This window comes from Candidatus Methylomirabilota bacterium (assembly GCA_035764725.1).
GTDB lineage: Bacteria > Methylomirabilota > Methylomirabilia > Rokubacteriales > CSP1-6 > DASRWT01.
Map to the genome: position 1 here is coordinate 1 of DASTYT010000048.1, position 22996 is coordinate 22996.

The 22996-nt window shown below is 70.0% G+C and carries 24 protein-coding genes and 1 pseudogene; 20 read left to right on the top strand and 5 right to left on the bottom strand.

The features are described from left to right. From VFX14_08120 to VFX14_08135, 4 genes are all read left to right on the top strand, one after another. A partial coding sequence (locus VFX14_08120) for a leucyl aminopeptidase (GenBank protein ID HEU5189640.1) occupies positions 1 to 1373 on the top strand: 1373 nt, incomplete at its 5' end. 13 nt (positions 1374 to 1386) lie between these two features. Then, positions 1387 to 2250, top strand: coding sequence for a PHP domain-containing protein (locus VFX14_08125; GenBank protein HEU5189641.1), 864 nt, complete (start codon positions 1387 to 1389; stop codon positions 2248 to 2250). Between the two features lie 130 nt (positions 2251 to 2380). Beyond that, positions 2381 to 2728, top strand: coding sequence for a hypothetical protein (locus VFX14_08130; protein HEU5189642.1), 348 nt, complete (start codon positions 2381 to 2383; stop codon positions 2726 to 2728). Positions 2729 to 2733: 5 nt separating this feature from the next. Further along, the gene (locus VFX14_08135; GenBank protein HEU5189643.1) at positions 2734 to 3312 is read left to right on the top strand and encodes an ABC transporter substrate-binding protein; all 579 of its coding nucleotides are present in this window, start codon (positions 2734 to 2736) and stop codon (positions 3310 to 3312) included. Here VFX14_08135 and VFX14_08140 read toward each other — a convergent pair. Then, on the bottom strand, positions 3309 to 4184 hold the full coding sequence (locus VFX14_08140) for a hypothetical protein (protein ID HEU5189644.1): 876 nt from the start codon (positions 4182 to 4184) through the stop codon (positions 3309 to 3311). The genes VFX14_08135 and VFX14_08140 overlap by 4 nt on opposite strands. A gap of 104 nt (positions 4185 to 4288) precedes the next feature. Between VFX14_08140 and VFX14_08145 the strand changes: the two genes are divergently transcribed. The 5 genes from VFX14_08145 to VFX14_08165 all read left to right on the top strand — a co-directional run bounded on the left by VFX14_08145 (position 4289) and on the right by VFX14_08165 (position 9164). Beyond that, positions 4289 to 5614 carry an MFS transporter gene (locus VFX14_08145; GenBank protein ID HEU5189645.1) on the top strand — a complete coding sequence of 442 codons (1326 nt, stop codon included), beginning with the start codon at positions 4289 to 4291 and terminating at the stop codon, positions 5612 to 5614. A 70-nt stretch (positions 5615 to 5684) separates the two neighbouring features. Continuing rightward, on the top strand, positions 5685 to 6101 hold the full coding sequence (locus tag VFX14_08150; protein ID HEU5189646.1) for a bifunctional nuclease family protein: 417 nt from the start codon (positions 5685 to 5687) through the stop codon (positions 6099 to 6101). A gap of 3 nt (positions 6102 to 6104) precedes the next feature. Continuing rightward, positions 6105 to 7088 carry an ATP-binding protein gene (locus VFX14_08155; GenBank protein HEU5189647.1) on the top strand — a complete coding sequence of 328 codons (984 nt, stop codon included), beginning with the start codon at positions 6105 to 6107 and terminating at the stop codon, positions 7086 to 7088. A 20-nt stretch (positions 7089 to 7108) separates the two neighbouring features. Then, positions 7109 to 7525 carry a thioesterase family protein gene (locus tag VFX14_08160; GenBank protein ID HEU5189648.1) on the top strand — a complete coding sequence of 139 codons (417 nt, stop codon included), beginning with the start codon at positions 7109 to 7111 and terminating at the stop codon, positions 7523 to 7525. Further along, positions 7497 to 9164, top strand: coding sequence for a formate--tetrahydrofolate ligase (locus VFX14_08165; GenBank protein HEU5189649.1), 1668 nt, complete (start codon positions 7497 to 7499; stop codon positions 9162 to 9164). The genes VFX14_08160 and VFX14_08165 overlap by 29 nt, the downstream gene beginning before the upstream one ends. A 10-nt stretch (positions 9165 to 9174) precedes the next feature. Here the strand turns inward: VFX14_08165 and VFX14_08170 are convergent, their stop codons facing one another. Then, positions 9175 to 11304 (bottom strand): diguanylate cyclase, encoded by a 2130-nt coding sequence (locus VFX14_08170; GenBank protein HEU5189650.1) that lies wholly within the window; start codon positions 11302 to 11304, stop codon positions 9175 to 9177. Between the two features lie 122 nt (positions 11305 to 11426). Here VFX14_08170 and VFX14_08175 point away from each other — a divergent pair, with 122 nt between their 5' ends. From VFX14_08175 to VFX14_08220, 10 genes and pseudogenes are all read left to right on the top strand, one after another. Beyond that, positions 11427 to 12374 (top strand): ATP-binding cassette domain-containing protein, encoded by a 948-nt coding sequence (locus VFX14_08175; GenBank protein ID HEU5189651.1) that lies wholly within the window; start codon positions 11427 to 11429, stop codon positions 12372 to 12374. After that, the gene (locus VFX14_08180) at positions 12374 to 13141 is read left to right on the top strand and encodes an ABC transporter permease (protein ID HEU5189652.1); all 768 of its coding nucleotides are present in this window, start codon (positions 12374 to 12376) and stop codon (positions 13139 to 13141) included. Before VFX14_08175 ends, VFX14_08180 begins: the two co-directional genes overlap by 1 nt. Positions 13142 to 13148: 7 nt before the next feature. Further along, positions 13149 to 14753 carry a Gldg family protein gene (locus tag VFX14_08185; GenBank protein ID HEU5189653.1) on the top strand — a complete coding sequence of 535 codons (1605 nt, stop codon included), beginning with the start codon at positions 13149 to 13151 and terminating at the stop codon, positions 14751 to 14753. Between the two features lie 9 nt (positions 14754 to 14762). Next, positions 14763 to 16538 carry a DUF4340 domain-containing protein gene (locus VFX14_08190; GenBank protein HEU5189654.1) on the top strand — a complete coding sequence of 592 codons (1776 nt, stop codon included), beginning with the start codon at positions 14763 to 14765 and terminating at the stop codon, positions 16536 to 16538. Positions 16539 to 16588: 50 nt separating this feature from the next. Beyond that, entirely contained in the window at positions 16589 to 17083 is a 495-nt protein-coding gene (locus tag VFX14_08195) for a hypothetical protein (GenBank protein HEU5189655.1), read from the top strand. 146 nt (positions 17084 to 17229) lie between these two features. Beyond that, positions 17230 to 17706, top strand: a pseudogene (locus VFX14_08200) (peroxiredoxin). Positions 17707 to 17750: 44 nt separating this feature from the next. After that, complete coding sequence (locus tag VFX14_08205) at positions 17751 to 18251, top strand: TlpA disulfide reductase family protein (protein ID HEU5189656.1); 501 nt, start codon at positions 17751 to 17753, stop codon at positions 18249 to 18251. 5 nt (positions 18252 to 18256) lie between these two features. After that, positions 18257 to 18928, top strand: a complete 672-nt coding sequence (locus tag VFX14_08210) for an MBL fold metallo-hydrolase (protein ID HEU5189657.1) — start codon at positions 18257 to 18259, stop codon at positions 18926 to 18928. A gap of 17 nt (positions 18929 to 18945) precedes the next feature. Next, on the top strand, positions 18946 to 19824 hold the full coding sequence (locus VFX14_08215; GenBank protein ID HEU5189658.1) for a diacylglycerol kinase family protein: 879 nt from the start codon (positions 18946 to 18948) through the stop codon (positions 19822 to 19824). An 85-nt stretch (positions 19825 to 19909) separates the two neighbouring features. Next, positions 19910 to 20509, top strand: a complete 600-nt coding sequence (locus VFX14_08220) for a DUF502 domain-containing protein (GenBank protein ID HEU5189659.1) — start codon at positions 19910 to 19912, stop codon at positions 20507 to 20509. Here the strand turns inward: VFX14_08220 and VFX14_08225 are convergent. Continuing rightward, positions 20477 to 21130, bottom strand: coding sequence for an alpha/beta hydrolase (locus VFX14_08225; GenBank protein HEU5189660.1), 654 nt, complete (start codon positions 21128 to 21130; stop codon positions 20477 to 20479). The genes VFX14_08220 and VFX14_08225 overlap by 33 nt on opposite strands. Positions 21131 to 21320: 190 nt before the next feature. On the opposite strand from VFX14_08225, the gene VFX14_08230 reads away from it, so the two are divergent. Next, complete coding sequence (locus VFX14_08230; GenBank protein HEU5189661.1) at positions 21321 to 21710, top strand: hypothetical protein; 390 nt, start codon at positions 21321 to 21323, stop codon at positions 21708 to 21710. On the opposite strand, the gene bamD is transcribed toward VFX14_08230, so the two are convergent. Together bamD and pal are read right to left on the bottom strand one after the other, a co-directional pair. Further along, on the bottom strand, positions 21707 to 22570 hold the full coding sequence (bamD, locus tag VFX14_08235) for an outer membrane protein assembly factor BamD (GenBank protein HEU5189662.1): 864 nt from the start codon (positions 22568 to 22570) through the stop codon (positions 21707 to 21709). The two genes, VFX14_08230 and bamD, sit on opposite strands and share 4 nt — an antisense overlap. A 27-nt stretch (positions 22571 to 22597) precedes the next feature. After that, the coding region (gene pal / locus VFX14_08240) for a peptidoglycan-associated lipoprotein Pal (protein ID HEU5189663.1) at positions 22598 to 22996 on the bottom strand (399 nt) is incomplete at its 5' end.

The window sequence follows — 22996 nt, forward strand, 5'->3', positions numbered from 1 at the left end:
TCCTCTCCCGGGTCCTCGCCGCCGAGAAGTTCGAGGGCAAGCCGGGCCAGATCTCCTATTTCTTCACCCACGGCAAGCTGCCCGCGGCCCGCGTCATGGTGGTGGGGCTGGGGGCGCGGGCGAGCGCGGACGCGGAGACGGTGCGGCGCGCCGCCTCGGCGACGGCGCGGCGCGCCCGTGACCTCGGCGCGAGCTCGGTGGCGATGTACCTGCCCGCCGCCGGCATCAGCGCGCGGGAGCGCGCCCAGGCCACCGTCGAGGGCGCGCGGCTCGGGACCTACCGCTTCGAGAAGTACCTCAAGGAGAAGAACGGCAAGGTGCTCGCCTCGCTCGCGGTGCTCGAGCCCGAGGGCCGGCAGCGCGACGCCGGCCGCGACGGCGTACGCCTGGGCGAGATCGGCGCCGACGCGACCATGCTCGCGCGCGACCTCGTCAACGAGCCCCCCAACGTCGTGACGCCTACGTATCTCGCCGAGCGGGCCCAGGAGCTGGCCAAGACGGGCCGGCTGCGTGTGCGGGTCCTCGACAAGGACGCCTGCCAGGAGCTCGGGATGGGCGCGTATCTCGGCGTCGCCCAGGGCAGCCTCGAGCCGCCGCGCTTCATCCATCTCACCTACGCCCCGGGCCGCCGTGCGCGCCGTCGCGTCGTCATCATCGGGAAGGGCATCACGTTCGACTCGGGCGGGCTCGACCTCAAGACCGCGGACGGCATGCTGCGCATGAAGAACGACATGGCGGGCGCGGCCACGGTGCTCGGCGTGTTCCAGGCGCTGCCGCGCCTCCGGCTCCCCGTGGAGGTGCACGGCCTCATCGCGGCCACCGAGAACATGCCGTCCGGCACCGCGCAGCGGCCGGGCGACATCGTGCGCGCGATGAACGGGCTCACGATCGAGATCGGGAACACGGACGCGGAGGGCCGTCTCACCCTGGCCGACGCGATGTCGTACGCGGCGCGCGAGGTAAAGCCCACGGAGATGGTCGAGCTCGCCACCCTCACCGGCGCCATCGTGATCGCGCTCGGACAGGGCGTGACCGGGCTCTTCGCCACCCAGGACGGTCTCGCGGATCGCCTGCTCGGCGCGTCAAGCGTGGCGGGCGAACGCTTGTGGCGGATGCCCCTGCACGACGAGTACAAGGATGGGCTCAAGAGCGAGATCGCCGACCTCAACAACGTCTCGAGCCAGCGCGGGGCGGGGGCGATCGTGGCCGCGCTCTTCATGCGCGATTTCACGAGTGGGATTCCCTGGGCGCATCTCGACATCGCCGGCACCGCCTTCTCCGAGCGCGAGCTGCCCCTGGGCCCGCGGGGCGGCACCGGCGTCGGGGTGCGCACCCTGCTCGCCTACCTCACGCGCGTGGCCGGGCATCGCTAGGAGCCGCGCCGCCGTGGCCGGCGCCGTCGATCTCCACTCACACAGCACCGCGTCGGACGGCACGCTGCGCCCCCGCGAGCTCGTGCAGGCCGCCGCCCGCCGCGGCGTCCGCGTGCTCGCGGTCACCGATCACGACTCCACGGAGGGCCTTGCCGAGGCGATGGCGGAGGCGGCATCGCTCCGACCCCTCGAGATCGTGCCGGGCATCGAGATCAACTGCGACGTGGACGGCGGAGAGATCCACGTGCTCGGCTACTACATGGACTACGAGGCGCCCTGGTTCCAGGAGTTCTGCCGGGCGCAGCGGGCGGAGCGGCGCGCCCGCGTGTACCGCATCGCCGAGCGACTGGCCTCGCTCGGCATGCCTATCGATCCGGACGCCGTCTTCGCGCTCGTGCAGGAAGGCTCGGCGGGGCGCCCCCACGTTGCCCAGGTGATGGTCGACCGCGGTTACGTGAAGAGCGTGCGTGAGGCCTTCGACCGCTTCCTCGCCGCCGGCAAGCCCGCCAATGTGCCGCGGAAGAAGCTCACGCCCGAGGATGCGGTGCGGCTGCTCCGGCGCGCGGGCGGCGTCCCGGTATTCGCGCATCCCGGGCTTGCCGGCCGCGACGCTCTGATCCCGGGGCTCGTCGAGGCCGGGTTGATGGGCATCGAGTGCTACTACCCGGAGCACTCGGCGGCCCAGACCGGGAGCTACGTCGAAATCTGCCGGCAACTCGGGCTCGTGGCCACGGGTGGGTCCGACTTCCACGGGCCGCGGGTCCGTGCCTCCCAGCTCGGCGATCCCGCGATCCCACTGTCGGTGTGGGACGCCTTGCGAGCCAAGGCGGCGGAGGCACGCGCGTCGCGACCCGATCGTCGCGCGTCACCAGCGTGACCGCGTCGTGTAATCCTTACCCGGACGGTACGGAGAACCCGCCCGTGCCAGCTCGCAAAATCAACAGCTTGGACGTTCGGCACATGCCTTGCTCCTTTTTCAGAGTGAATAAGTCTGATAGGAGGGCATCATGAGCCGCATGAAATCGCTGACGTCGGTGATGGTCGCGGGGGCACTGCTTGCCGCCGTGCCCGCCCTGGCCGCGGACGATACCAAGGTGAAGGGAGCGACCCAGGAGGTCGAGTCCGGGGCGAAGAAGATCGGGCAAGGCGACCTTGGCAAGGGCGTACCCGAGACTGCGAAGGGCGTGGGGAAGACGGTCGAGGAGGGCGCCAAGTACACCGGCGAGAAGTTCAAGGAAGCCGGCAAGTCCGCCGAGCCGCCGGCGAAGAGCGCCTGGCAGCACACGAAGGAAGGCGCGACCAACTTCGGCCACAGCGTGAAGAACTTCTTCACCCGCCTCTTCTCGTCCGACTAGCCGGAATGCCTTTCGCCCGCCGCGCGCTGGCCCTGGTGCTGATCTCGCTGTTCTGGGCGGCGGGAGCCCAGGCCAGCCCGGCGGGTGAGCAGTTCAGGGCGGACCTCAATCGCGTCCTGAAGGTCCTCGACGAGACGGAGGGCCAGCCGGTGGAGGTCCGCCGCGCCGCGGTCCGCACCGCCGCCGAGCCGGTCTTCGACTGGCGGGAGATGGCGTCGCGCGCGCTCGCGATTCACTGGCAGGCGCGGACCGAGGTGGAGCGTGCGGAGTTCACACGGCTGTTCAGCGACCTCATTGAGCGCGCCTACGTGACGAAGGTCGAACGCTACACCGGCGAGGCCGTGAAGTTCGTGGGCGACCGTGCCGAGGGCTCGCTGGCCGTGGTCCAGACCCGGCTCGTCCCCAGCAAGGGCCCGGAGGTCCCGATCGACTACCGGCTCATCGAGAAGGACGGGCGCTGGCGCGTCTACGACGTGGTGATCGAGGGCGTGAGCATGGTTGCCAACTACCGCACGCAGTTCGACCGTGTGATCCGCAGCTCGTCGTACGCCGAGCTCGTCAAGCGCCTCAAGGACAAGGGCTAGCCCACGGGCGAGACCCCGTCGCAGTAGTTGGGAAACATGCGAGCGAAGGCGGCGGCAGTCGTCCGCTCGCGGAAATACGGGATCTGCCGCACCGAGTAGTCCGTCCCGCCGCGGAACACCACCACCGCGCTCGCCAGCGGCGCTCCCTCCGCGTCGAAGAGGCCGCACGCGGTGCGCCAGAACGTTCGTCGCCGGTCGATGGGCGTCACGTCGGCGAAGCGGCCGAGGGCGAGCAGGGGACCACCGGCGGGCAGGGCGGACCGGTGGAGCGTCACCTGGATGCGATTGGTGAGTCCGCCCTCGCGCATGGTCAGCGCGCCGAGCCACCACGCCACCTCGTCGAGGAGCACGGGCGCGAGCGCGTCGTGGAGCGCCGCGCCGGTTCGCCACGGCACGCCGGGCTCGACCCGCGCCCACACGCCCTCGTCGTCGAAGGACAGCGCCGTCTGCAGGCCCAGGGGATTGCGCGACCCGCATGCGAGGCAGTCCTCGGACATGGGCAGCGTGACGCCTGCGTGGCCGCCCCGCCAGGCCGCGGGGACCGCGGTGGCATCGGGGCCGAGCAGACTGACCGATGCCGACGAGAGGATCTGTCCATCCTGGAGGATCGTGACGCTGGCGCCGCCCTCGCGCGCCCCGCCTTCGAGTGAGAGCGCGGTGACGAGCGGCACCGATGAGGTGATGCGTCCCTCCACCATGCGCGGGGCGGCGGGCACGCCGAGCGCGCGGGTGGCGGCGTCGAGAATAGCGACGAGACCGCCGCCGTGCACGATGCCCGGCCAGCTCTGGAGCGCGGGCGGCGCCGCGAAGCGTCCGCGTCCGTCGGGCGCGAGCACGACGGCGGCGGCGAGCGCGTCGGCGATCGAGTTCACGCGCGGACCCGCGTGCTATACTCGACGCGTCTCATGGCGGCTGCCATTCTACTGTTGGGCTTCCCCCCGCCGCAACGCACGTGACGTCGGCCTCCCAGCTCCTGGTGAATCGCCCATTCGTTCAGGCGATGCTCACCAACTTCCTGTTCTTCATGAGCATGAACGGGTTCCTCCTGCTCCCCCTCCACGTGCAGCAGATGGGCGGGAGCGAGGCGCACGTGGGGCTGGTGCAGGCGACCTACAGCATCGCCGGCATCCTCTTCCAGCCCTTGGTCGGCGTGTGGGTCAACCGCCTCGGCCGGCGCTTCTTCATGCGGCTGGGGGTGATTCTCCTCGTGGCCTCCGCGGCGGGCTTCGTGGTGTCGGGCTCGATTCCCCTCCACGGATTGCTCCGCGGGGTGCAGGGGCTCGCCTTCTCGGCGTTTTTCGTGGCGAGCTACATCCACATCGTGGACCTGGTGCCAGTGGACCGCCGCGGCTGGGCGCTGGGAATCTTCGGGCTTTCCGGCCTCACGTCCACCGCGCTCGCTCCACTCCTCGGCGAGGCGGTGGTGCGCCAGCTCGGCTTCCGGTGGTCGTTCGCGGTGTCGGGCCTGATCGGCGCGGGCGCGCTCGCCCTCGTCTTCCGCACGCGCGGGATCCGGCCGCCCGAGCCCGGGGGCGGGCCCGGCCTCGAGACCCTGCGTGAAGGCATGCAGGAGCTCATCCGCGTGCACATGGCGCTGGGCTTCTTCTTCGGCCTCGGCACCGGCACGCTGTTCACGTTCTTGCCCACCTTTGCCGAGCACCTGGGAGTGACCGGCCTCGGCCTCTTCTACACCGCGTATTCCGGATCCGCGGTGGCGGTACGCGTGTTCGGCGGTGAGCTGATCGACACGCAGGGCCGCCGCGCGGTGATTGTCCCCACCATGGCCGTGTTCGCCTCGGCGGTGTGCATGCTCGCACTCGTCGCGGGGGCGGCGCAGCCGGAGGTCGCGCTTCCGGTCCTGCCCTTCATCTTCCTCGCCGGCCTGATCTCGGGGGGCGCGCACGGCTTCCTCTATCCCGCGCTCTCCGCCCTGCTCGTCGACGTCACTCCGGAGGCGCGACGGCCCAGCGCGGTGGGGATCTTCAGCGCGGTCACCCTGGTCGGCAACGCGCTGGGCGCGCTCGTCTTCGGTTACATCGCCCACAGCCTCGGCTACGCCCCGATGTGGACGGCGCTCACTGTCCTCATGGGAGCCGGCATCGCGATGAGCTTCCGCCTCGCGCCCGGCCCCCCGCGTCTCGAGCGTCCATTGCGCGCGCTTCCTCCACGCGCGGCCGAGCGCTCGGTTGACTTGGTCCCGAGCCAGGCCGATACTTCGGAGGCGCTTCGCTCGCTGGCGAGCGCGGAGGGCGCGCATGAGCCGATCGAAGCGAAACGCGGCGCTGGCACTGCTGCTCGGTAGTTGCGCGATGCTCCCCACGTCGAGCGGGAGGGCTCAGGCTCCGACCACGCCATCCCCCCAGGAGGTCGCGGTGGTCGCGGTGATGACCAATCCCGAGACGGGCTCGCCGGTGGTCGTGCTGCAGGGCAAGCGCGACGGCCGCACATTTGCGATGGCGATCGGACCCGCCGAAGCCGTCGGTATCGCGCTGCCGCTCGCCCATCGGACGCCGCCCCGGCCGCTCACCCACGACCTCGTCACCACCATGCTCGGCCGGCTGGGGGCCAGCGTCTCCCGGGCGGTGATCACCGACTTCCGCGACGACATCTTCTACGCCAGCCTCTATCTGCGCGCGGGCGCCGCCGAGCAGGTGCTGGACGCGCGGCCGTCCGACGCCATCGCGCTCGCCCTCCGCGCGCAGGCGCCGGTGCTCGTGGAGGAGCGTGTGCTCGAGCGCGCCGAAATCCTCCCGCCCGCGCCGGCCGCTCCCGGCGGTCCGCGGATCTGATCGATGGCCATCGAGCTGCCCCGCCAGGCGGGGCCGTCGGCGACTGCGTCCGCGCCGCCGGGAGAGAGCCAGCAGTGGGCGATTCAGCGGCGCATCGAGGACGTCTTCACCAAGCTCGGGGAGAAGTTCGGCGATCTCTCCGGCCGCGTGGTGGTGACGATACGTCCGGAGACGAGCTTCGAGGACGTGGGGGGCATCGCCTCCGCCAAGGCGGCGGTGCGCGGATTCACCACCGCGCTCACCAATCCCGATCTCTACCGGAAGTGGGGCATCAGCCCGCCCAAGGGGATTCTCCTCTACGGGCCGCGCGGCACCGGCAAGACCATGCTCGCCCGCGCTCTCGCCACCAGCGCCGGCGCCATCTTTTATCACTTGAAGCTGATGAACCTCACGTCGAAGTTCGGGCCGAACACGGGCGAGCTGCTCCAGGAGATCATCAACATCGCCAAGACCGAGGGCAAGGCGGTGGTCTACCTCGACGAGGCCAACGCGTTGACCCTCGAGCACCTGCTGCCGCCGCCCCAGGCCCGCGAGGCGAGCGCACGGCTGGTGGCGGCGCTCTGCGAGAAGCTCGACGGTCTCGACGAGGAGGCGCGCATCCTCGTCGTCGCCTCCACCAACCGGACGGACTCGGTGGACCGCTCGCTGGTGGAGCCGGGCCGTCTCGACCGGCTCGTCGAGGTGGCGCTGCCCGACGGGGTCGCTCAGCAGGAGATCCTGCAGCTGGTGCGCGGCCGCGCCGAAGCCAAGGCGGGTCGCCCCCTCTTCGCCGAGCTGGACTACCGCTCGCTCCTGCCGCCCATGGGCGGAATGAGCGGCGCGGAGATCTCCGAGGTGATCCGGCGCGCGCTCGAGCAGAAGGTGCAGGAGGCGGGGGAGGGACGCGACGCCGGCCCCGTCACCACCCAGGATCTGCTCCAGCAGCTCGACGCGTATCGTCGCATCAGGGAAGTGGTCGAGAAGATCCGCTACGGCCAGTACCTCTGATCGGCGGCGCGCCCCCCTCGATGCCGTCGCTCACCCACATCCGCGTGCGGTACAAGGATACCGACACGATGTCGGTGGTCTACTACGGCAACTACCTCACCTACTTTGAGATCGCCCGCGTGGAGTACCTCCGCGAGCGCGGCCTGCCCATGTCGGAGGTGAATCGCCGCATCCACCTGCCGGTGGTGGAGGCGTGCGTGCAGTACGTTCGGCCCGCCCTGCTCGACGACCTCCTCGCGGTGACCTCGCGGGTCAGCGAGCGGCGGCGCGCGAGCTTCACCTTCAAGTACGAGATCCGCAACGAGGCGGCGGAGCTCGTGGCGACCGGCCACACGCGTCACGCCTGCTGGAATCCCGACACCCAGAAGATGATCGCGCTGCCCGACTGGCTCAAGGAGATCATGCCCGATGCCGACCTCGATCCCGACCGACCCTAGCATCCCGCGCCCCATCGCGGCCGTCGCCGCCGACCTCGGGCTCACCGAGAGCGAGTGGATTCCCTACGGCCGCACCAAGGCCAAGGTGCTGCTCGACGCCCTCGCCGCGCGGCGGTCGCGGCCCGACGGCAAGCTCGTGGTCGTCTCCTCGATCACGCCCACGCCGGCGGGCGACGGCAAGACCACCATGACCATCGGCCTCGGTCAGGCCCTGTGGAAGGCGGGGGCCCGGCCCGTGATCGCGCTGCGCGAGCCGTCCATCGGCCCCACCCTCGGGCTCAAGGGCGGAGGTACGGGCGGTGGGCGCTCCCAGGTCGTGCCCATGGACGAGATCAACCTCCACTTCACGGGCGACTTCCACGCCATCACCGCCGCCAACAACCTGCTCGCCGCCGCGCTCGACAACCACCTCCATCACGGCAACGCGCTCGGCATCGACGTGCGCCAGATCACGTGGAAGCGCGCGCTCGACGTGAACGATCGCGCGCTCCGCCGCACCGTGCTCGGCCTCGGCGGCCGGATGGACGGGGTGCCGCGTGAGGGCGGCTTCCTCATCACCGCGGCGTCCGAGATCATGGCGGTGCTGTGCCTCGCCGAGGATCTCGCCGATCTCCGGCAGCGGCTGGGGCGCATGGTGGTGGCGCTCACCCGCGAGGGCAAGGCGGTGCCCGCCGACGCCCTCGGCGTCACGGGGGCCATGACCGCCCTGCTCCGCGACGCCATCCACCCGAACCTCGTGCAGACCATGGAGGGGACGCCGGCCCTCGTCCACGGCGGGCCCTTCGCCAACATCGCCCACGGCTGCAACTCGGTAGTGGCCACGCGGATGGGGCTGAAGCTCGGCGAGATCTGTCTCACCGAGGCGGGGTTCGCCACGGATCTCGGCGCGGAGAAGTTCTTCGACATCAAGTGCCGGCTGGCCGGGCTCCGTCCCGACGCCGCGATGATCGTGGCCACGAATCGCGCGCTCAAGTACCACGGCGGCGTGCCGGTGAAGAGCGTCGACGCCGAGAACCTCGAGGCCCTGCGCCGCGGGCTCGAGAACCTGAACGCGCACGTCGAATCCATCAAGCAGTTCAACGTACCCGTGCTGGTCGGGCTCAACCGCTACCCGAGCGACACCGAGGCCGAGTACAAGATCGTCCGCGAGCACTGCGACAAGCTGGGCGTGCGCTGCCACGTGGCCGACATCTTCGCGCGGGGCGGCGACGGCGGGGGCGAGCTCGCCAAGGGGCTGCGCGACCTCCTCACCTCGGAGCGCTCGAGCTTCACGCCGCTCTATGCCCTGGAGCAGCCGGTCAAGGCCAAGCTTGAGACGATCGCCCGGCGCATCTACGGCGCCGACGGCGTGGTGATGTCCGGGCGCGTGGAGCGGCAGATCGCGGACATCGAGGCTCTCGGCTACGGTGCCCTTCCGGTGTGCGTGGCCAAGACGCAGCGCTCGCTCTCGGACGATCCCACGCTGCTGGGGCGCCCCCGCGGCTTCCGGATCACCGTCAACGACGTCTACATCTCGGCGGGCGCCGGCTTCCTCGTCGCCATCACCGGCGACATCACGACCATGCCCGGCTTCCCGCGCAAGCCCAACGCCGAGGGCGTCGACGTGACCCCCGACGGCCGCATCACCGGGCTGTTCTAGAGGCGCGGCGCTAGCGAGTCCGCGGGACCTCGGTCTCCGCGATCACGACGCGGTCGCGGCCCTCCCGCTTGGCGCGGTAGAGCGCCGAATCCGCCGCGTGGAGGAGGGCATCGCCGGCGAGCCCGTGCTCGGGGTACGCGGCGAGGCCAATGGAGATGGTGACCGGCCCGAGGAGGCGCCCCTTGTCGGACACGCGCAGGCGCTTGATCTCGCTGCGCAGCTCCTCGGCGCGCCGTTCCGCGTCGGACAGCGACGCCTCGGGCAGCACGAGCACGAACTCCTCGCCGCCGAAGCGACAGGCCACGTCCTCTCGCCGGAGGTTGCGGAGGAGGGCGGCGCCGATCTCCCGGAGGAGCGCGTCGCCTGCGTCGTGGTCGAAGTCGTCGTTGACCCGCTTGAAGTGGTCGAGGTCCATCATGAGCACGGCCATCGGCCGGCCCGCGCGCTGAGCGCGCCGCACTTCGCGCTCCAGCGTCTCCTCCATGTAGCGGCGGTTGAAGAGGCCGGTGAGCGGGTCGCGGATGGACTGGCTGCGCAGCACCTCACGGAGCCGCACGTTGGCGAGACCCAGGGCGACGTGCTCCGCGACGGCGGCGGCCAGCCGGCGCCGGGCCTCCGAGAGCGGGGCGGGCGCGAGGCGCCCGCGGCCGAGGAAGCCCAGGTAGAGGATGCCGAGCGCGTCTCCCTGCGCCACCAGCGGCGTGCAGAGATAGGCGACGGGCGCGGGGGTGGGGAGGTGCGTGCAGAGCGGGCCCGTGCGCATGTCGTCCACGACGTGGACGCGCCCGCTGCGGAGGGCCCAGCACTCCTCGATGGCGAAGACGCCCGCCGTGCTCTGCGGCGTGGGACCCCAGCGCGCCACCGCTTCGATGAGGTTCCGCGAGGGCGTGCACGCGAACACCGCGCCGGACTCGCCCCGGAACAGCTCCTTCAGGATGCGCTCGATGACCGCGTAGGCCTCCTGCACGGTGAGGCAGGCCTGCATGAGCTCGCCGAGCCGGTTGATCAGGTCGAGCTCGGTCACGCGCTCGGCGAGCCCGTCGCGTGTCTCCTGCTCCGCCTTGACCATGCCGGCGAGGCGCTCGGCCATCGCATTGAACGCATGGCCCATCACCGCGATCTCGTCGTTGCCGCCCACGTCCACGCGGGCGGAGAGGTCGCCCGCCCGCACGATCTCCGCGGTGCGCATCACCTCGCGCAGCCGCCGGATGATCAGGATGTGGCCCATGATGGCCGCCATGCCGAGGGCCACCATGCCGACCAGCCCGAGGGAGAGGAGATTCCGCACGAGGGTCCGGTCCGCTTCGGTGAAGGCTTCCTCGCGGGAGATGCCGACGGCCATGTGCAGGCGATCGGCCGGCGGCAGGCCGCCTACCTGCGTGAACGCGAACAGGCGCGTGATCCCGTCGAAGCCCTCGACGGTGGCGCGCCCCTCGCTCTGCTGCCCGCGGATGGCCTGGGCGATGGCCTGCTCGGGCATGGGCTGGCCGACCCAGCGGTCCGATTCGGGATAACGCGCGAGGACCACGCCGCTGGCGTCGGTCACGATGAACGTCGAGCCGACGGGGAGATGGGCGCGCTCGGCGAGCGAGTGAATGCCCCCGAGATCGAGGCTCGCGAACAGCACGCTGCGCACCTCGCCGGTGAGGCCGAGGGAGGGCCAGGCGAGGATGAGCGCGGGACGGCCGGTCACGGGCTCGACGACGTAACCGGACACCACGAAATCATGCGTGGCGCGGGCCCGGAGGAAGTACGGCTGATCGGAGACGTTGACGGGACTCCGCAGGGGCTGGGCGGAGCAGGTGATCTCGCCCGCGACGGTGGCCTCGGCGAGGTTCACGTAGATGGGGAAACGCTTGCGGAGGTCGCTGAAGAGGGCCCCGCAGGCTCGGGCATTCCCGGGCTGTACGGCGGGGGCCTGGGCGATGCCGATCAGGAGGGAGCGGGCCCCCTCGATGAGCCGCTCCAGGTTGGAGGCGGCCGCGCGGGCGACCCGGAGGGCGCTTTCCTGGGCCTCCGTGGCGGCCAGCTGGCGCTGCTCCCAGGCCGTGACGAGGATCAGCACCAGGGCGGGGAGGAGAGCCAAGAGGACCAGCAGGAGCAAACGCGAACGGAGACTGGACCGAAAGATACGGGTCATCGGCGCTCCCGAACCGATTGTCTCACGGGGGTTTGAATAACGCTACCCGGAGGGTCGTCGGAAGGGGGTGCGCGCTAACTGTATGGTATACTGAGCGTCGCGATAGACCCTTCAGACCACCGATGATCCAGGTCGAGCATCTCACCAAGCGCTACGGGCCCGTCACGGCCGTGTCCGACGTCTCCTTCAGCGTCGACAAGGGCAAAATCGTGGGATTTCTTGGCCCCAACGGGGCCGGCAAATCGACCACGATGAAGATTCTCTCGTGCTTCATGCCGGCCTCCGGCGGGAGCGCGCGAGTGGGCGGCTATGACGTCTTCAGCCAGTCGCTCGAGGTGCGCCGCCGCATCGGCTACCTGCCCGAAAACGCCCCGCTCTACACGGATCTTCCGGTTGCGGCATACCTAGAGTTCGTCGCCGAGATCAAGGGGGTCGGCCGTCGGGAGCGCCGCGCCCGGGTCGACGAGGTCATGGAGCGCTGCTTCATCACCGACATGCGCCGGCGTCTGATCGGCAAGCTGTCCAAGGGCTATCGCCAGCGGGTGGGCCTCGCCCAGGCCCTCCTTGGCAATCCCGAGGTGCTGATCCTGGACGAGCCCACGATCGGGCTCGACCCGAAGCAGATCACTGAGATCCGTTCGCTGATCCGATCCTTGGCGGGCCAGCACACCGTGATTCTCTCCACGCATATCCTGCCCGAGGTGTCGATGGTCTGCGACGGCGTCATCATCATCAACCGCGGCCGCATCGTCGCCCAGGGCACCCAGTCCGAGCTGGTGGAGCAAGTCTTTCCCACGGCGCGGATCGAGGTCGAGATCGGCGGGCCGCGCGACGCGGTGGTGGCGGCACTGCGCACCGTGCCCGGCGTGCTGGGCGTGGAGGATCTGCCGGGCACGGACGGCTCCGCCCGCGCCCTCGTCGAGTCGCCCCGCGGCCGCGACGTCCGGGCCGAGGTCGTCCAGCTCGTGGCGGCGCGCAACTGGCGGCTGCTCGAGCTGCACCAGGTCGGCATGAGCCTCGAGGAAGTCTTCATCCGTGTCGTGGCGGGCGAGCAGGAGAGCGAGGCCTGATGCGCTGGGTTCCCGTGTTCAAGAAGGAAATGCGCCTCTACTTCGGCTCCCCGGTCGCCTACGCCTTCCTCGCCCTCTTCCTCCTGATCGCGGGCTGGATGTTCTCGCAGATCTTCCTGATCTTCAGCGAAATGTCCATGCGCTCGTTCATGCAGCCGATGGCCGCCCAGAACCTCAACCCGACCGAGAACGTCATGCGGCCGGTCTTCTCCAACATGAGCGTGGTGCTGCTCTTCTTCATCCCCATGCTCACGATGCGGCTGTTCGCGGAGGAGAAGAAGTCCGGCACCATCGAGCTGCTGCTCACGTACCCGGTGCGGGACGGTGAGGTCCTGCTAGGGAAGTTCCTCGCGGCGGGCGCGGTGTACGTGATCCTCCTCGCCCTCACCTTGGCCTATCCCGGGCTCATGTGGGCGTTTGGGCGGGTCGAGTGGGGCGCGGTCCTTACCGGCTATCTTGGTCTGCTTTTGCTGGGGGCGGCCTTCCTCGCAGTGGGCGTCTTCATCTCCGCCCTGACCGAGAACCAGATCGTCGCGGGCTCCGCCACCTTCGGTGTGCTGCTGGCGTTCTGGCTCATCGGCTGGGGCGCCGACGCCGCGGGCGGCAAGCTCCGCTCGCTGCTGCAGTACCTCTCGATCATCGAGCACATGGACGGCTTCGGCAAAGGCGTCATCGACACCAAGGACGTCGTCTACTACGTCACGGTGGCGGCCTTCGCCCTCTTCCTCACCCTGCGCGCCCTCGACGCGAAACGGTGGAAAGGCTAGGACGTTGATGCAGACGGCGCGTCGCTGGGCATTCCCTGCGGGGGGGATCTGTCTCGTGGGCGCCCTCGCGCTCTGGCGCCTCGTCCCCTGGCTCGTGCGCCTGCAGTGGGCCCTGGTCATCGCGGGTGGCGCGCTCGTCCTCCTTGCGCTCGTCCTGAACGCGGGGGCTCTCGGCGCCTTCGCGGGCCGGCGCTCGGCGCGCTACGGCGCCGGTGCGGCGGTGCTGGTCGTGCTCGCCCTCGGGGTGGCCGTCTTCGCCAACGCCCTGTCCGCCAAGCACAGCGCCCGCTGGGACCTCACCGAGAACCGCCGCCAGAGCCTCTCGCCGCAGTCGATCCAGGTGGCGCGCGGTCTCACCGATCCAGTCGAGGCCATCGCGTTCTACCGGAGCGACATGCCGCAGAAGCGCGCCACGGAGGACCTGCTCAAGCTCTACGCGTCGTACTCGAACGGCAAGCTGACCTGGCGCATGGAGGATCCGGACCGATCGCCCGGCCTGTCCCAGCGCTACGGCGTGGACAACTACGGCACCGTGATCCTCGAGCGGGGCGGTAAGGCCGCGGCCAAGTCGGAGAAGGTCACGGACGCCGACGAGGAGCGCATCACCAACGGGCTCATCAAGCTCACGCGCGAGGGCAAGCGGGTCGTCTACGTGCTCAAGGGGCATGGGGAGAGCGATCTCGCCAACACCGATCGCCCCGGCTTCAGCCAGGCCAAGGAGCAGATGGAGAAGGCCAACTACGAGGTGAAGGAGCTCACCCTCGCGCGCGACGCCAAGGTGCCGGACGACGCCGCCATGGTGATCGTGGCCGGCCCGAAGACCGATCCGCTTGCCCCGGAGCTGGCCGCCCTCGACGCCTACATCGCCAAGGGCGGCAAGGTCCTCTTCATGCTCGCGCCCTTCCAGGCCGACGGGCTCCGCAGGTACCTCGCGCGCTACGGCTTCGACCTGGGCGAGGACCTGGTCGTCGAGCTCAATCCCATCGGCCGCGCATTCGGGCTCGGTCCAGAGGTGCCGGTGGTGACGCAGTACGAGGCGCATCCAATCACGCGCGACCTCGGCGGACTCATGACGCTGTTCCCGCTGTCGCGCTCGGTGGACGTGGCCAAGGGGCTGCCGAAGGGCGTGACCGCGCAGGCTCTGGCCAAGACCAGCCCGCAGTCGTGGGGCGAGACCGACAAGAACGCGCTCGCGCGGGGGGAGGCCAAGCCGGACCCGCAGGACAAGAAGGGGCCGCTGCCGGTGGCTGCGGTGGCCACGCTGGAGCAGCCCGGGGACGCCGCGACCCCCGCGCCGGCGACGCCGGCCGCGGAGGGCGAAGCCGCGAAGAAGGCGCCCAAGGCGCGGCTCGTCGTCGTGGGCACCGCGAATCTCGCGTCCAATCAGTTCCTGGGCGCGCAGGGCAATCGTGATTTCTTCATGAACATCGTGTCCTGGTTGGCCGAAGACGAGAGCTCGATCTCGGTGCGGGCGCGCGACGCCAAGTCGGCACCGATCGTCCTGACCCCGCCCCAGGCCGAGCTGGTGCTGTGGGGGCCGGTGGCGGTGCTGCCGGGCGCGGTCATCCTCGTGGGGATCCTCGCCGTCGTGAGCCGCCGCCGCTCCCGCTAGGAGGAGCCGGTGAGCCGCTGGATCACCATCGCCGTCCTGGTGTTGCTCGTCGCCGGACTGAGCAGCTTCTACTACTACGACACCTACTGGCTGGAGCCCGCCCGCGAGAAGAAAGAGTCGGTGAAGGGGCGCCTCTGGTCCGATCTCGAGCCCAAGGACGTCGAGGGCCTGACGATCAAGCGCAAGGGCGAGACCGTCCGCGTCAAGCGCACCGATTCGGGCTGGGAGCTGCTCGACCCCATCAAGACCCGCGCCGACCGTGGGGCCGTCGACGGCATCGTCACGAGCCTGGCTACCGCGCGCGTGGATCGTGAGGTGGCGTCGAGCCCCGCCTCGCTCGACGAGTTCGGGCTCAAGACCCCCGAGGTCGAGGTGACCGTCGATGTGAAGGGGAAGCCGCCGCTTGCGCTCCTCGTCGGGGGTAAGAGCCCGACCAGCGCGTGGGTGTTCGCCAAGGAGTCGGCGAAGCCCGCGGTGCTCGCCATGTCCGAGATGCTGTCACGCGAGCTCACCAAGCCCGTTACCGAGCTGCGCGACCGGACGGTGCTGGCCTTCGACCGCAAGAACGTGAGCCAGATCGATCTGGCGCTCCCCGGTGACGCGATCACGATCGAGAGCGCGGAGGGCGGGAAGTGGCGCATCGTCAAGCCGCGCGCGCTCCCGGCCGACTCCGACCTGGTGACGGACTTCCTGGACAAGCTCGAGGCGGCCAAGGCCAAGGACTTCGTGGACGACGCTCCCAAGTCGCGGGCGCCGTTCGGCCTCGACAAGCCCACGACGGTCACGCTGTGGGTCGGCAAGGACAAGGAGCGCGCCGCGCGCACCTTGCTCTTCGGTCGCGACGACAAGGACAAGAAGGGCGTGTACGTGATGCGGGGGGGCGAGCCCGGCGTGATGCTGGTGCCCGAAGAGGTCTGGACGGTGGTGCCCAAGACCGTGGGGGTGCTGCGCGACAAGGTCGTGCTCGCGTATCAGTACGACAAGGTGAGCAAGGTCGAGGTGGCGAGCCCCCGCGGGGACGTCGTACTCGAGAAGGACGGGGTCGGGTGGAAGCTCACCGCGCCCGAGCCCCTCAAGGCCGACACCGGAAGCGTGAACAACCTCCTGTGGAAGATTCGAGACCTGCGCGCGAGCGGCTTCCTCGAGGAAGACGCCGCCGGGGTGCCGCGTTATCTCGCCAAGCCGGACGTCACCGTGAAGGTGTGGGAGGAGGGGGCCAAGGAGCCGCGCGTGCTCCTCCTCGCGCCCTCGCGCGAGACGCGCGGCGGCCAGCCCGCAGCGGTGGCGGCGGTGGCCGGGCGCGGCCCCGTGATGCTGGTGGAAGCCAAGGCTCTGACCGACATCGGCCTGTCCGCGGGCGATCTGCGCGACAAGAACCTGCTGCCGGCCTTCGAGCTCGGGGACGTCAAGCGCGTGCGCCTCGCCGGCGCGGGCAAGTCGCTCACCGTCGAGCGCAAGGGCGAGTCCGACTGGCAGGTGATCGAGCCCTCGCGCGGCGCCACCAAGGAGCGCAAGGTCTCGGATCTACTCTTCGCCCTCAAGGGGCTCCGCTGGAAGGAGATCGTCTCGCCCAAGGGAGACGACGCGCCGCGCTTCGGGCTGGACAAGCCGGAGGCGGAGGTGACTCTTCTCAAGGGCGATGGCTCGGAGATCGCGGGCCTCCTGGTGGGCAAGACCGATGGCGATCGCACCTACGTGAAGCTCAGGTCCGCGCCGGCCGTCTACGCAGTAGACTCAAAGCAGGTGGCCGACATTAAGAAGGCCCCGGCCGAGATCCCGGGCTGAGCGAAGGGTGCACGGGCTCCCGGCGAAGCTTGGCAGTGAAGGAGCTCGCGATGAAGCGCCTGACAATGATTGGAATCGTTAGCCTGATCACGGGGTTAGCGCTGTTTGCCCTCGCGCTCGGAACGGCCGAGGCCGGCGGCCCCAAGGTCCTGGTTGGTCCCACCCCGTGGAAGGGCCAGACCCGGCAGTTCCACCAGCAGCGGCCGCACGTCACGGACACGCCGCCCGCGTCGGTGACCTTGCCCCGCCACGCATTCCCGGTGCAGCCGAGGCCGCCCATTTTCGTCCCCGGCTTTCCCAATCGGCCCAGCTATCCGTTCCTGTCCTACGGCTATGGCTGCTGCGTGTACTCGGCGCCGACCTACGGCACCTGGGTTCCGGGCTACTGGGCGTATCAGTGGGTACCGCAGTCGGCGTCGTCCAGCACCTGGATGCCGGGCTACTACGACGCAGACGGCGTCTGGGTCGCAGGGTATTATTCGTCGCAGACGGTGCAGGGAGGCTCTTACCAGCCGTACTGGGTGCCCGGTTACTGGAGCCCCTGAGCGGCGCGCGAGGATCGCCTCGTGACGCGCGCTCCATGGCGTTGATGGTTCGTCGGTCATGGGGAGGTATGTCGATGCCCATTCGCGCTCTGATCCGCGTCGCCGCCGCGGCGATCGTTCTGACCCTCGGGGTGGTGACGGCGGCGCCGGCGCTGGAGGTCGGCCAGAAGGCGCCCGACTTCACGCTGCCCGCGGCCGGAGGCAAGACGGTCAAGCTCTCCGATCTCCTGGGCAAGGGCCCCATTGTCCTCTACACGTTCATCCAGGCCTTCACCAAGCCCTGAACGGAGGAGATCAGCGGCTTCGAGGCGAATCTCGCCAAGTTCGAAGCCGCCAACGCCCAGGTCGTGGGCGTCAGCGCCGATCACATCGCCACACTCGACGCGTTCGCGAAGGCCAACAACACCAAGCAGCTGTTGCTGTCGGATTTTCGCCGTCAGATGCTGCCGGCCTATGACGCGCTCGTCACCGACGAGAAGAGCCCGATCTACCGGTATGCCAAGCGGGCCTACTTCGTCATCGACAAGGAGGGCGTCGTCCGCTACATGAAGGTCCAGACCAATGCCCTCGACCTCCTCAAGCCCGAGGAGGTGCTGCAGGCCCTCAGGGACTCGGGAGCGTGAGCCTCGTCCCCTCCGGGCGGAGGTGGTGGCTGGCCGCACTGCTCGTGCTCGCGGCCGCCGCTCACGCGGCGGCCGCGGCGCCGGACTGGGCCTCGATCGGGGCGGCGTCCTACGAACCGCCCAAGTCGGCGCCCGCCTTCACCCTGCCCGATCTCGCGGGGAAGCCCGTCACCCTCGCGGATCAGCGCGGCAGGATCACGCTTCTTTTCTTCTGGGCCACCTGGTGACCGGATTGCCGGAAGGAGTTGCCTTCCGTCAATCGCCTCTACACGGAGCTCGGAAAGAAGGGCCTGGCCGTGCTCCTGGTGAGCTTCCGCGAGGACGCGGAGCTGGTGCGGCGCACCGTCAAGGAGCGGGGCTATTCCGCGCCGGTGCTGCTCGATGCCAGCGGCGACGTGACCGGCCGGGTGTACGGGGTATTCGGGCCCCCCACCGTCCATGTGATCGATCGTGACGGTCGCCTCGTCGCGCGGATGGCGGGCCCGATGGACTGGGATAAGCCGGAGGTCCGACGCGTGATGGAATCGTTGCTGGACGCCCGCTAACCGCCATGAGCGACGCGCCGCTGATCAAGCAGCTCGAGCTGGGCCCGATGCAGAACTTCGTCTACCTGATCGGAGATTCCCTCACGCGGCAGTGCGTGGTCGTGGACCCCGCCTGGGAGATCGACGCGATCGTGGACGAGGCCGCGGCGGATGGCATGGAGATCACCGGCGCGCTCGTGACCCACACGCACCAGGATCACGTGGGCGGCCATCTCTTCGGTCACGACATCCCCGGCGTGGCCGAGCTGCTCGGGAAGGTCAAGGCGAGGGTCTACGTGCACAAGGCCGAGCGCGAGTTCCTGCGCGGCCTGAGCTCGGACGTGACGAAGGTGGAAGGCGGCGACACCATTCAGGTCGGCCGTTTCCCGCTGACGTTCATCCACACGCCGGGGCACACACCCGGCTCGCAGTGCTTCCTCGTCGACGGACGTCTCGTGTCCGGCGACACGCTGTTCATCCGGTCCTGCGGCCGCACCGATCTGCCTGGCAGCGATCCGAAGGAGATGTACACGTCGCTGACCCAGCGGCTGGGCGCGCTACCCGACGAGACGGTCGTGCTGCCCGGCCACAACTACGGTGGCTCGCATACCACGATCGGCGCGGAGAAGCGGCAGAACCCCATGATGCGCTTCGCGTCCATGACGGACTTCCTGCGCGCCATGGGGCGCCCCGAGTAGACATCTCCGCCCTCTGCATCGTCAATCCCGCCGCAGGCGGCGGGCGCACCGAGCGTCTCTGGCCCGCCCTCCGCGACCGTCTGGTGCGACTCGGCCTGGCCTTCGAGGCCGTCGAGACGCGCGCGACCGGTGAGGGCACGGCGCGCGCGGCCGAGGGGGTGCGCGCCCGCGTGGATCTCGTCATCGCGGTGGGCGGCGACGGGACGCTCAACGAGGTGGTCAACGGGATCACCGGCGAGGACGGCCGGCCCCTCGCGACCCTCGGCGTCATCCTCACCGGCCGCGGCCGAGACGGCGCCCGGACGCTCGGCGTGCCGCGCGACCCCATCCGCGCCGTCGAGCGCCTCGCAGCGCAGGCGCACGCGGTGCCGCGCGACCTCGGCCTCGTCCGCTGGTCCGGGGGACGCCGCTTCTTCGTCACCGTCGCGGGAGCCGGGTTCGACGCGGTGGTCGCCGCCCGCGCCCTCACGCTCCCGGATCCCGGGACCGTGCCGTACCTGCGGGCGGTCGTGTCGAGTCTTCGCGACCATCGGCCATGGCCCCTCGAGATCCGCGTCGACGAGGCGCCGGCCCGGAGCCTGGCGGTCACCGGCGTGATGTTCGCCAACGGCCCGACCTGCGGCGGCGGGATGCGCATCGCGCCGGGCGCCCATGCGGCTGACGGGCTCCTGGACCTCGTCATCCTCGGCGCGCTCTCGCGCGCCGCGCTGCTTCGCTGGCTTCCCACCGTGTACTGGGGCGGCCATCTCCGCCATCCGCGCATCACCCTCGAGCGCATGCGCGCGGTCACGGTGGCGAGCGATCGGCCGCTGCCCCTTCAGCTCGACGGCGAGCCGTGCGGCGCCGCCCCCTTCGAGGTGACGGTGGCGCCCGGTGCGCTCCGGGTGCGCACGTGACGCGGCAAGGCCGCGCCGGAGCAGGCGATTTCTTGACTTGTCACGGGGCCGCGTGGTCTGATCGGCCCGCCATGAGGACGACGGCGTGAGGAACTGGCTGAAGGTCCGGTTCATCACGGGCTTCTTCGTCACCGTGCCCGCGATCGCGACGGCGTGGCTCCTCTACGTGTTCTGGGACGCGATCGACGGCTTCTTCTCGCCGGGATACGAGCGCATCTTCGGCCGGCGCATCCCCGGGCTGGGCTTCCTGACCGCGGTGATCCTCATCCTGGTGATGGGCACCATCGCGACCAACGTGGTGGGGCGGCGCATCCTCGCCCGCGTCGAGCTTCTGCTGACGCGCGTGCCGATCTTCCGCAGCATCTACCCCACGATCAAGGAGCTGTTCGCGTCGTTCTCTCCGGAGAAGCGCGGCTCATTCAAGGAAGTCGTCCTCGCCGAGCACCCGCGGAAGGGCGCCTTCGCGTTCGGCTTTCTCACCTCGGAGTTCCTGCTCGAGGGACCGGAGGGCAAGCGTCAGATGGTCACGGTATTCGTGCCCACTAACAATCTCTACCTGGGCGACGTGATCGTGGTCCCGCGCGACGAGGCGATCTCGACCGGTCTCAGCGTCGAGGAGGGCATCCGCATCATCCTCTCCGCGGGGACGGCGTCACCGCCCCGGCTGCCCCGGCAGCGCGGCTGAGGCCGGCGTCCACCCCTCCAGCCACCGATTCACCTCCTCTCCCATCGGGAAGAGCTTCCCGAAGAAGAAGTGATCCGCCCCGTCGATGACGGCAACCCGTGCCGGCGCCAGGCGCGCGGTGAACCGCTCGAGCTCCGGCAGCGGGCAATAGGGGTCACGGCTACCTGCGATCACGCAGAGATCAGGTCGCGCCGGCGGCGCGGTGCTCCAGTCGAGCATTCCCAGCGGGGGGCCGATCAGGCAGAGCGGCAGCGGTGTCTCCGCGGCCACACGACCGGAGACCCAGGCGCCGAAGGAATAGCCGAGCAGCCCGATGCCCGCCCATCGGGGCAGCGCGGCCCCGAGACGGGCAAGGGCCGTGCGCACGTCATCCATCTCGGCCGCACCGCCACCGTGGGTGCCGCCCGATGCGCCCACCCCGCGAAAGTTGAAGCGGAGCGTGACGAGCCCGCGCCCCTGGGCCACTTCGGCGGCGCGCACCACGACGGGATTGTCCATGTCGCCGCCATAGAGGGGATGAGGATGGCAGAGCACCACGCCGGCGCCGGCGCCGGGCGGCGCGGCGAGCCGGCCCTCCAGCGAGGGCCCACCCCGCACGTCCAGCGTCACGGATTCTTCCATTGCGGGAATATTTAAGGGCCGAGGCTCGTCGGAAGCAACGGGTATACTTCGACCGATGCGCCGTCTCGGATGTCTGTGGAATCGTTCCCGACTCGCCCCCCTCGCGGATGGCGCACTGTTTCCTCGCAGTGCGGCTGGCGCTGCGCGTCATCTCGAGCGTTGCGGGGCCTGCCGCCAGACCGTCGAACACATGGTGGCCCTGCGCCGCGAGCTGCGCGAGAGCGCTCCGGTCGTCGCGGAGCCGGACTGGACGGGCTTCTGGTCGGGGCTGCAGACGCGCCTCCGTACCGAAGCGGCGCGGCCGATACGCGAGGCCTGGTGGCGCCCGCTCTGGAAGCCCGTGTGGGGCCACCCTCGCATGGCGATGGCCACCAGCGGCGTCCTCGCGGTGCTGCTCGCGGTGTCGCTGTGGCCCGCGGGTGAGGGCGAAGTCCAGATCGCGGAGGCCGCCCCCGTGGTCGTCCAGGACGTAGACACGCCCGATCCGAATGGGAGCGTGATGGTGTACTCGGCCCCTGATCGCGGTCCCGAGCGCGGGGTCACCGTGATCTGGGTGTTCGCCTCGGCCGACGGCCGCTAGCCGGACTGTCCGAGCGTCGCCAGACGCTCTCGGGCGAGCGGCGCTTCCTCCGACTGGGGGAAGTTGTCGATCAGGTACTGCAGGCGTGTCTGGGCCAGCTTGGTCTGCTTGAGCTCGAGCAGCGCCAGCGCTTCCTTGTAAAGCGCGGTGGGCACCCGCTCACCGCGGGGATAGTTCAGCACCAGCTTGCGGAACTCCTGCACCGCCTGCTCCAGCTCGCGATTGGCCTTGTCGGTCTGGCCCGCGGCGAGGCTCGCGCGGGCCTGACTGAAGAGCGACTCGCCCACCCAGTACTGCGCCTGATCGGCGAGGGGCGCGTCCGGGTAGCGCCGCACGAACTCGCGGAACCCCGCGATGGCCAGCGGATAGTTGCCCTTGCTGAAATCGAGATAGGCCGCTTGATAGGCCTGTTCCGGCGTGGGGCCGCCGGATGATGACGGGCGGGGCGCGGCCGGGGTCGACGAGGGCGGTGCGCCGCCCGGTGCCGGAGAGGGAGAGCTCGGCCGCGAGGCCAGCTCTCGACTGAGCGTCTCCACACGGCGCGAGAGCTCGTCCAGGCGCGCCGCCACGCGCGTGAGCTCGGTGGAGAGCGCATCCACCCGCGTCGACAGCGACGAGATCTGCTTGTTCTGCTCGGCGCTCTGCTCGCGCGTGCGCCGGTCGATCTGTCCCACCACCGTGTCGGTGTCGCCGCGGCTGCGGTGCACGGACAGCGTCAGCGCGTTCAGATCCCGCTGGAGCTGGGCGACGTCCTGCTCCAGGGCGCCGGTGGCGTCAGCGCAGCCACCCGCCCCGAGGGCGAGGGCGACGAGAAAGCCGAAGGGGAGCACGAGGCTCCCCTTCGGTCCACGGTACTGCACCAGGGTATTCCCTCCGATCGTCGCCGGCTAGCGGGCCTTCACGAGGAAGTGGGCGCGGCGGTTCTTCTGCCAGCACGCCTCGTTGCTCTCGGTGCAGACCGGCCGCTCCTTGCCGTACGAGATGATCGTGATGCGATTGGCCTGGATCCCCTGCGAGACCAGGTAGTTCATGGTCGCCTTGGCGCGGCGCTCGCCGAGAGCCAGGTTGTACTCATTCGTGCCCCGCTCGTCGCAATGCCCCTCGATCAGCACGAGGTTGTTGGCGTTGGACTTGAGCCAGCCGGCATTGGCGTCCAGGGTCTTGGCGTCATCCGGACGGATGTCGTACTTGTCGAAGTCGAAGTAGACGTCCCTCAGGTTCGCGTTCTCCGCGAACTCGCTCGGCCGCGGGGGAGTGGCCGGGGCCGCCGTCGCGGGCGCGGCGGG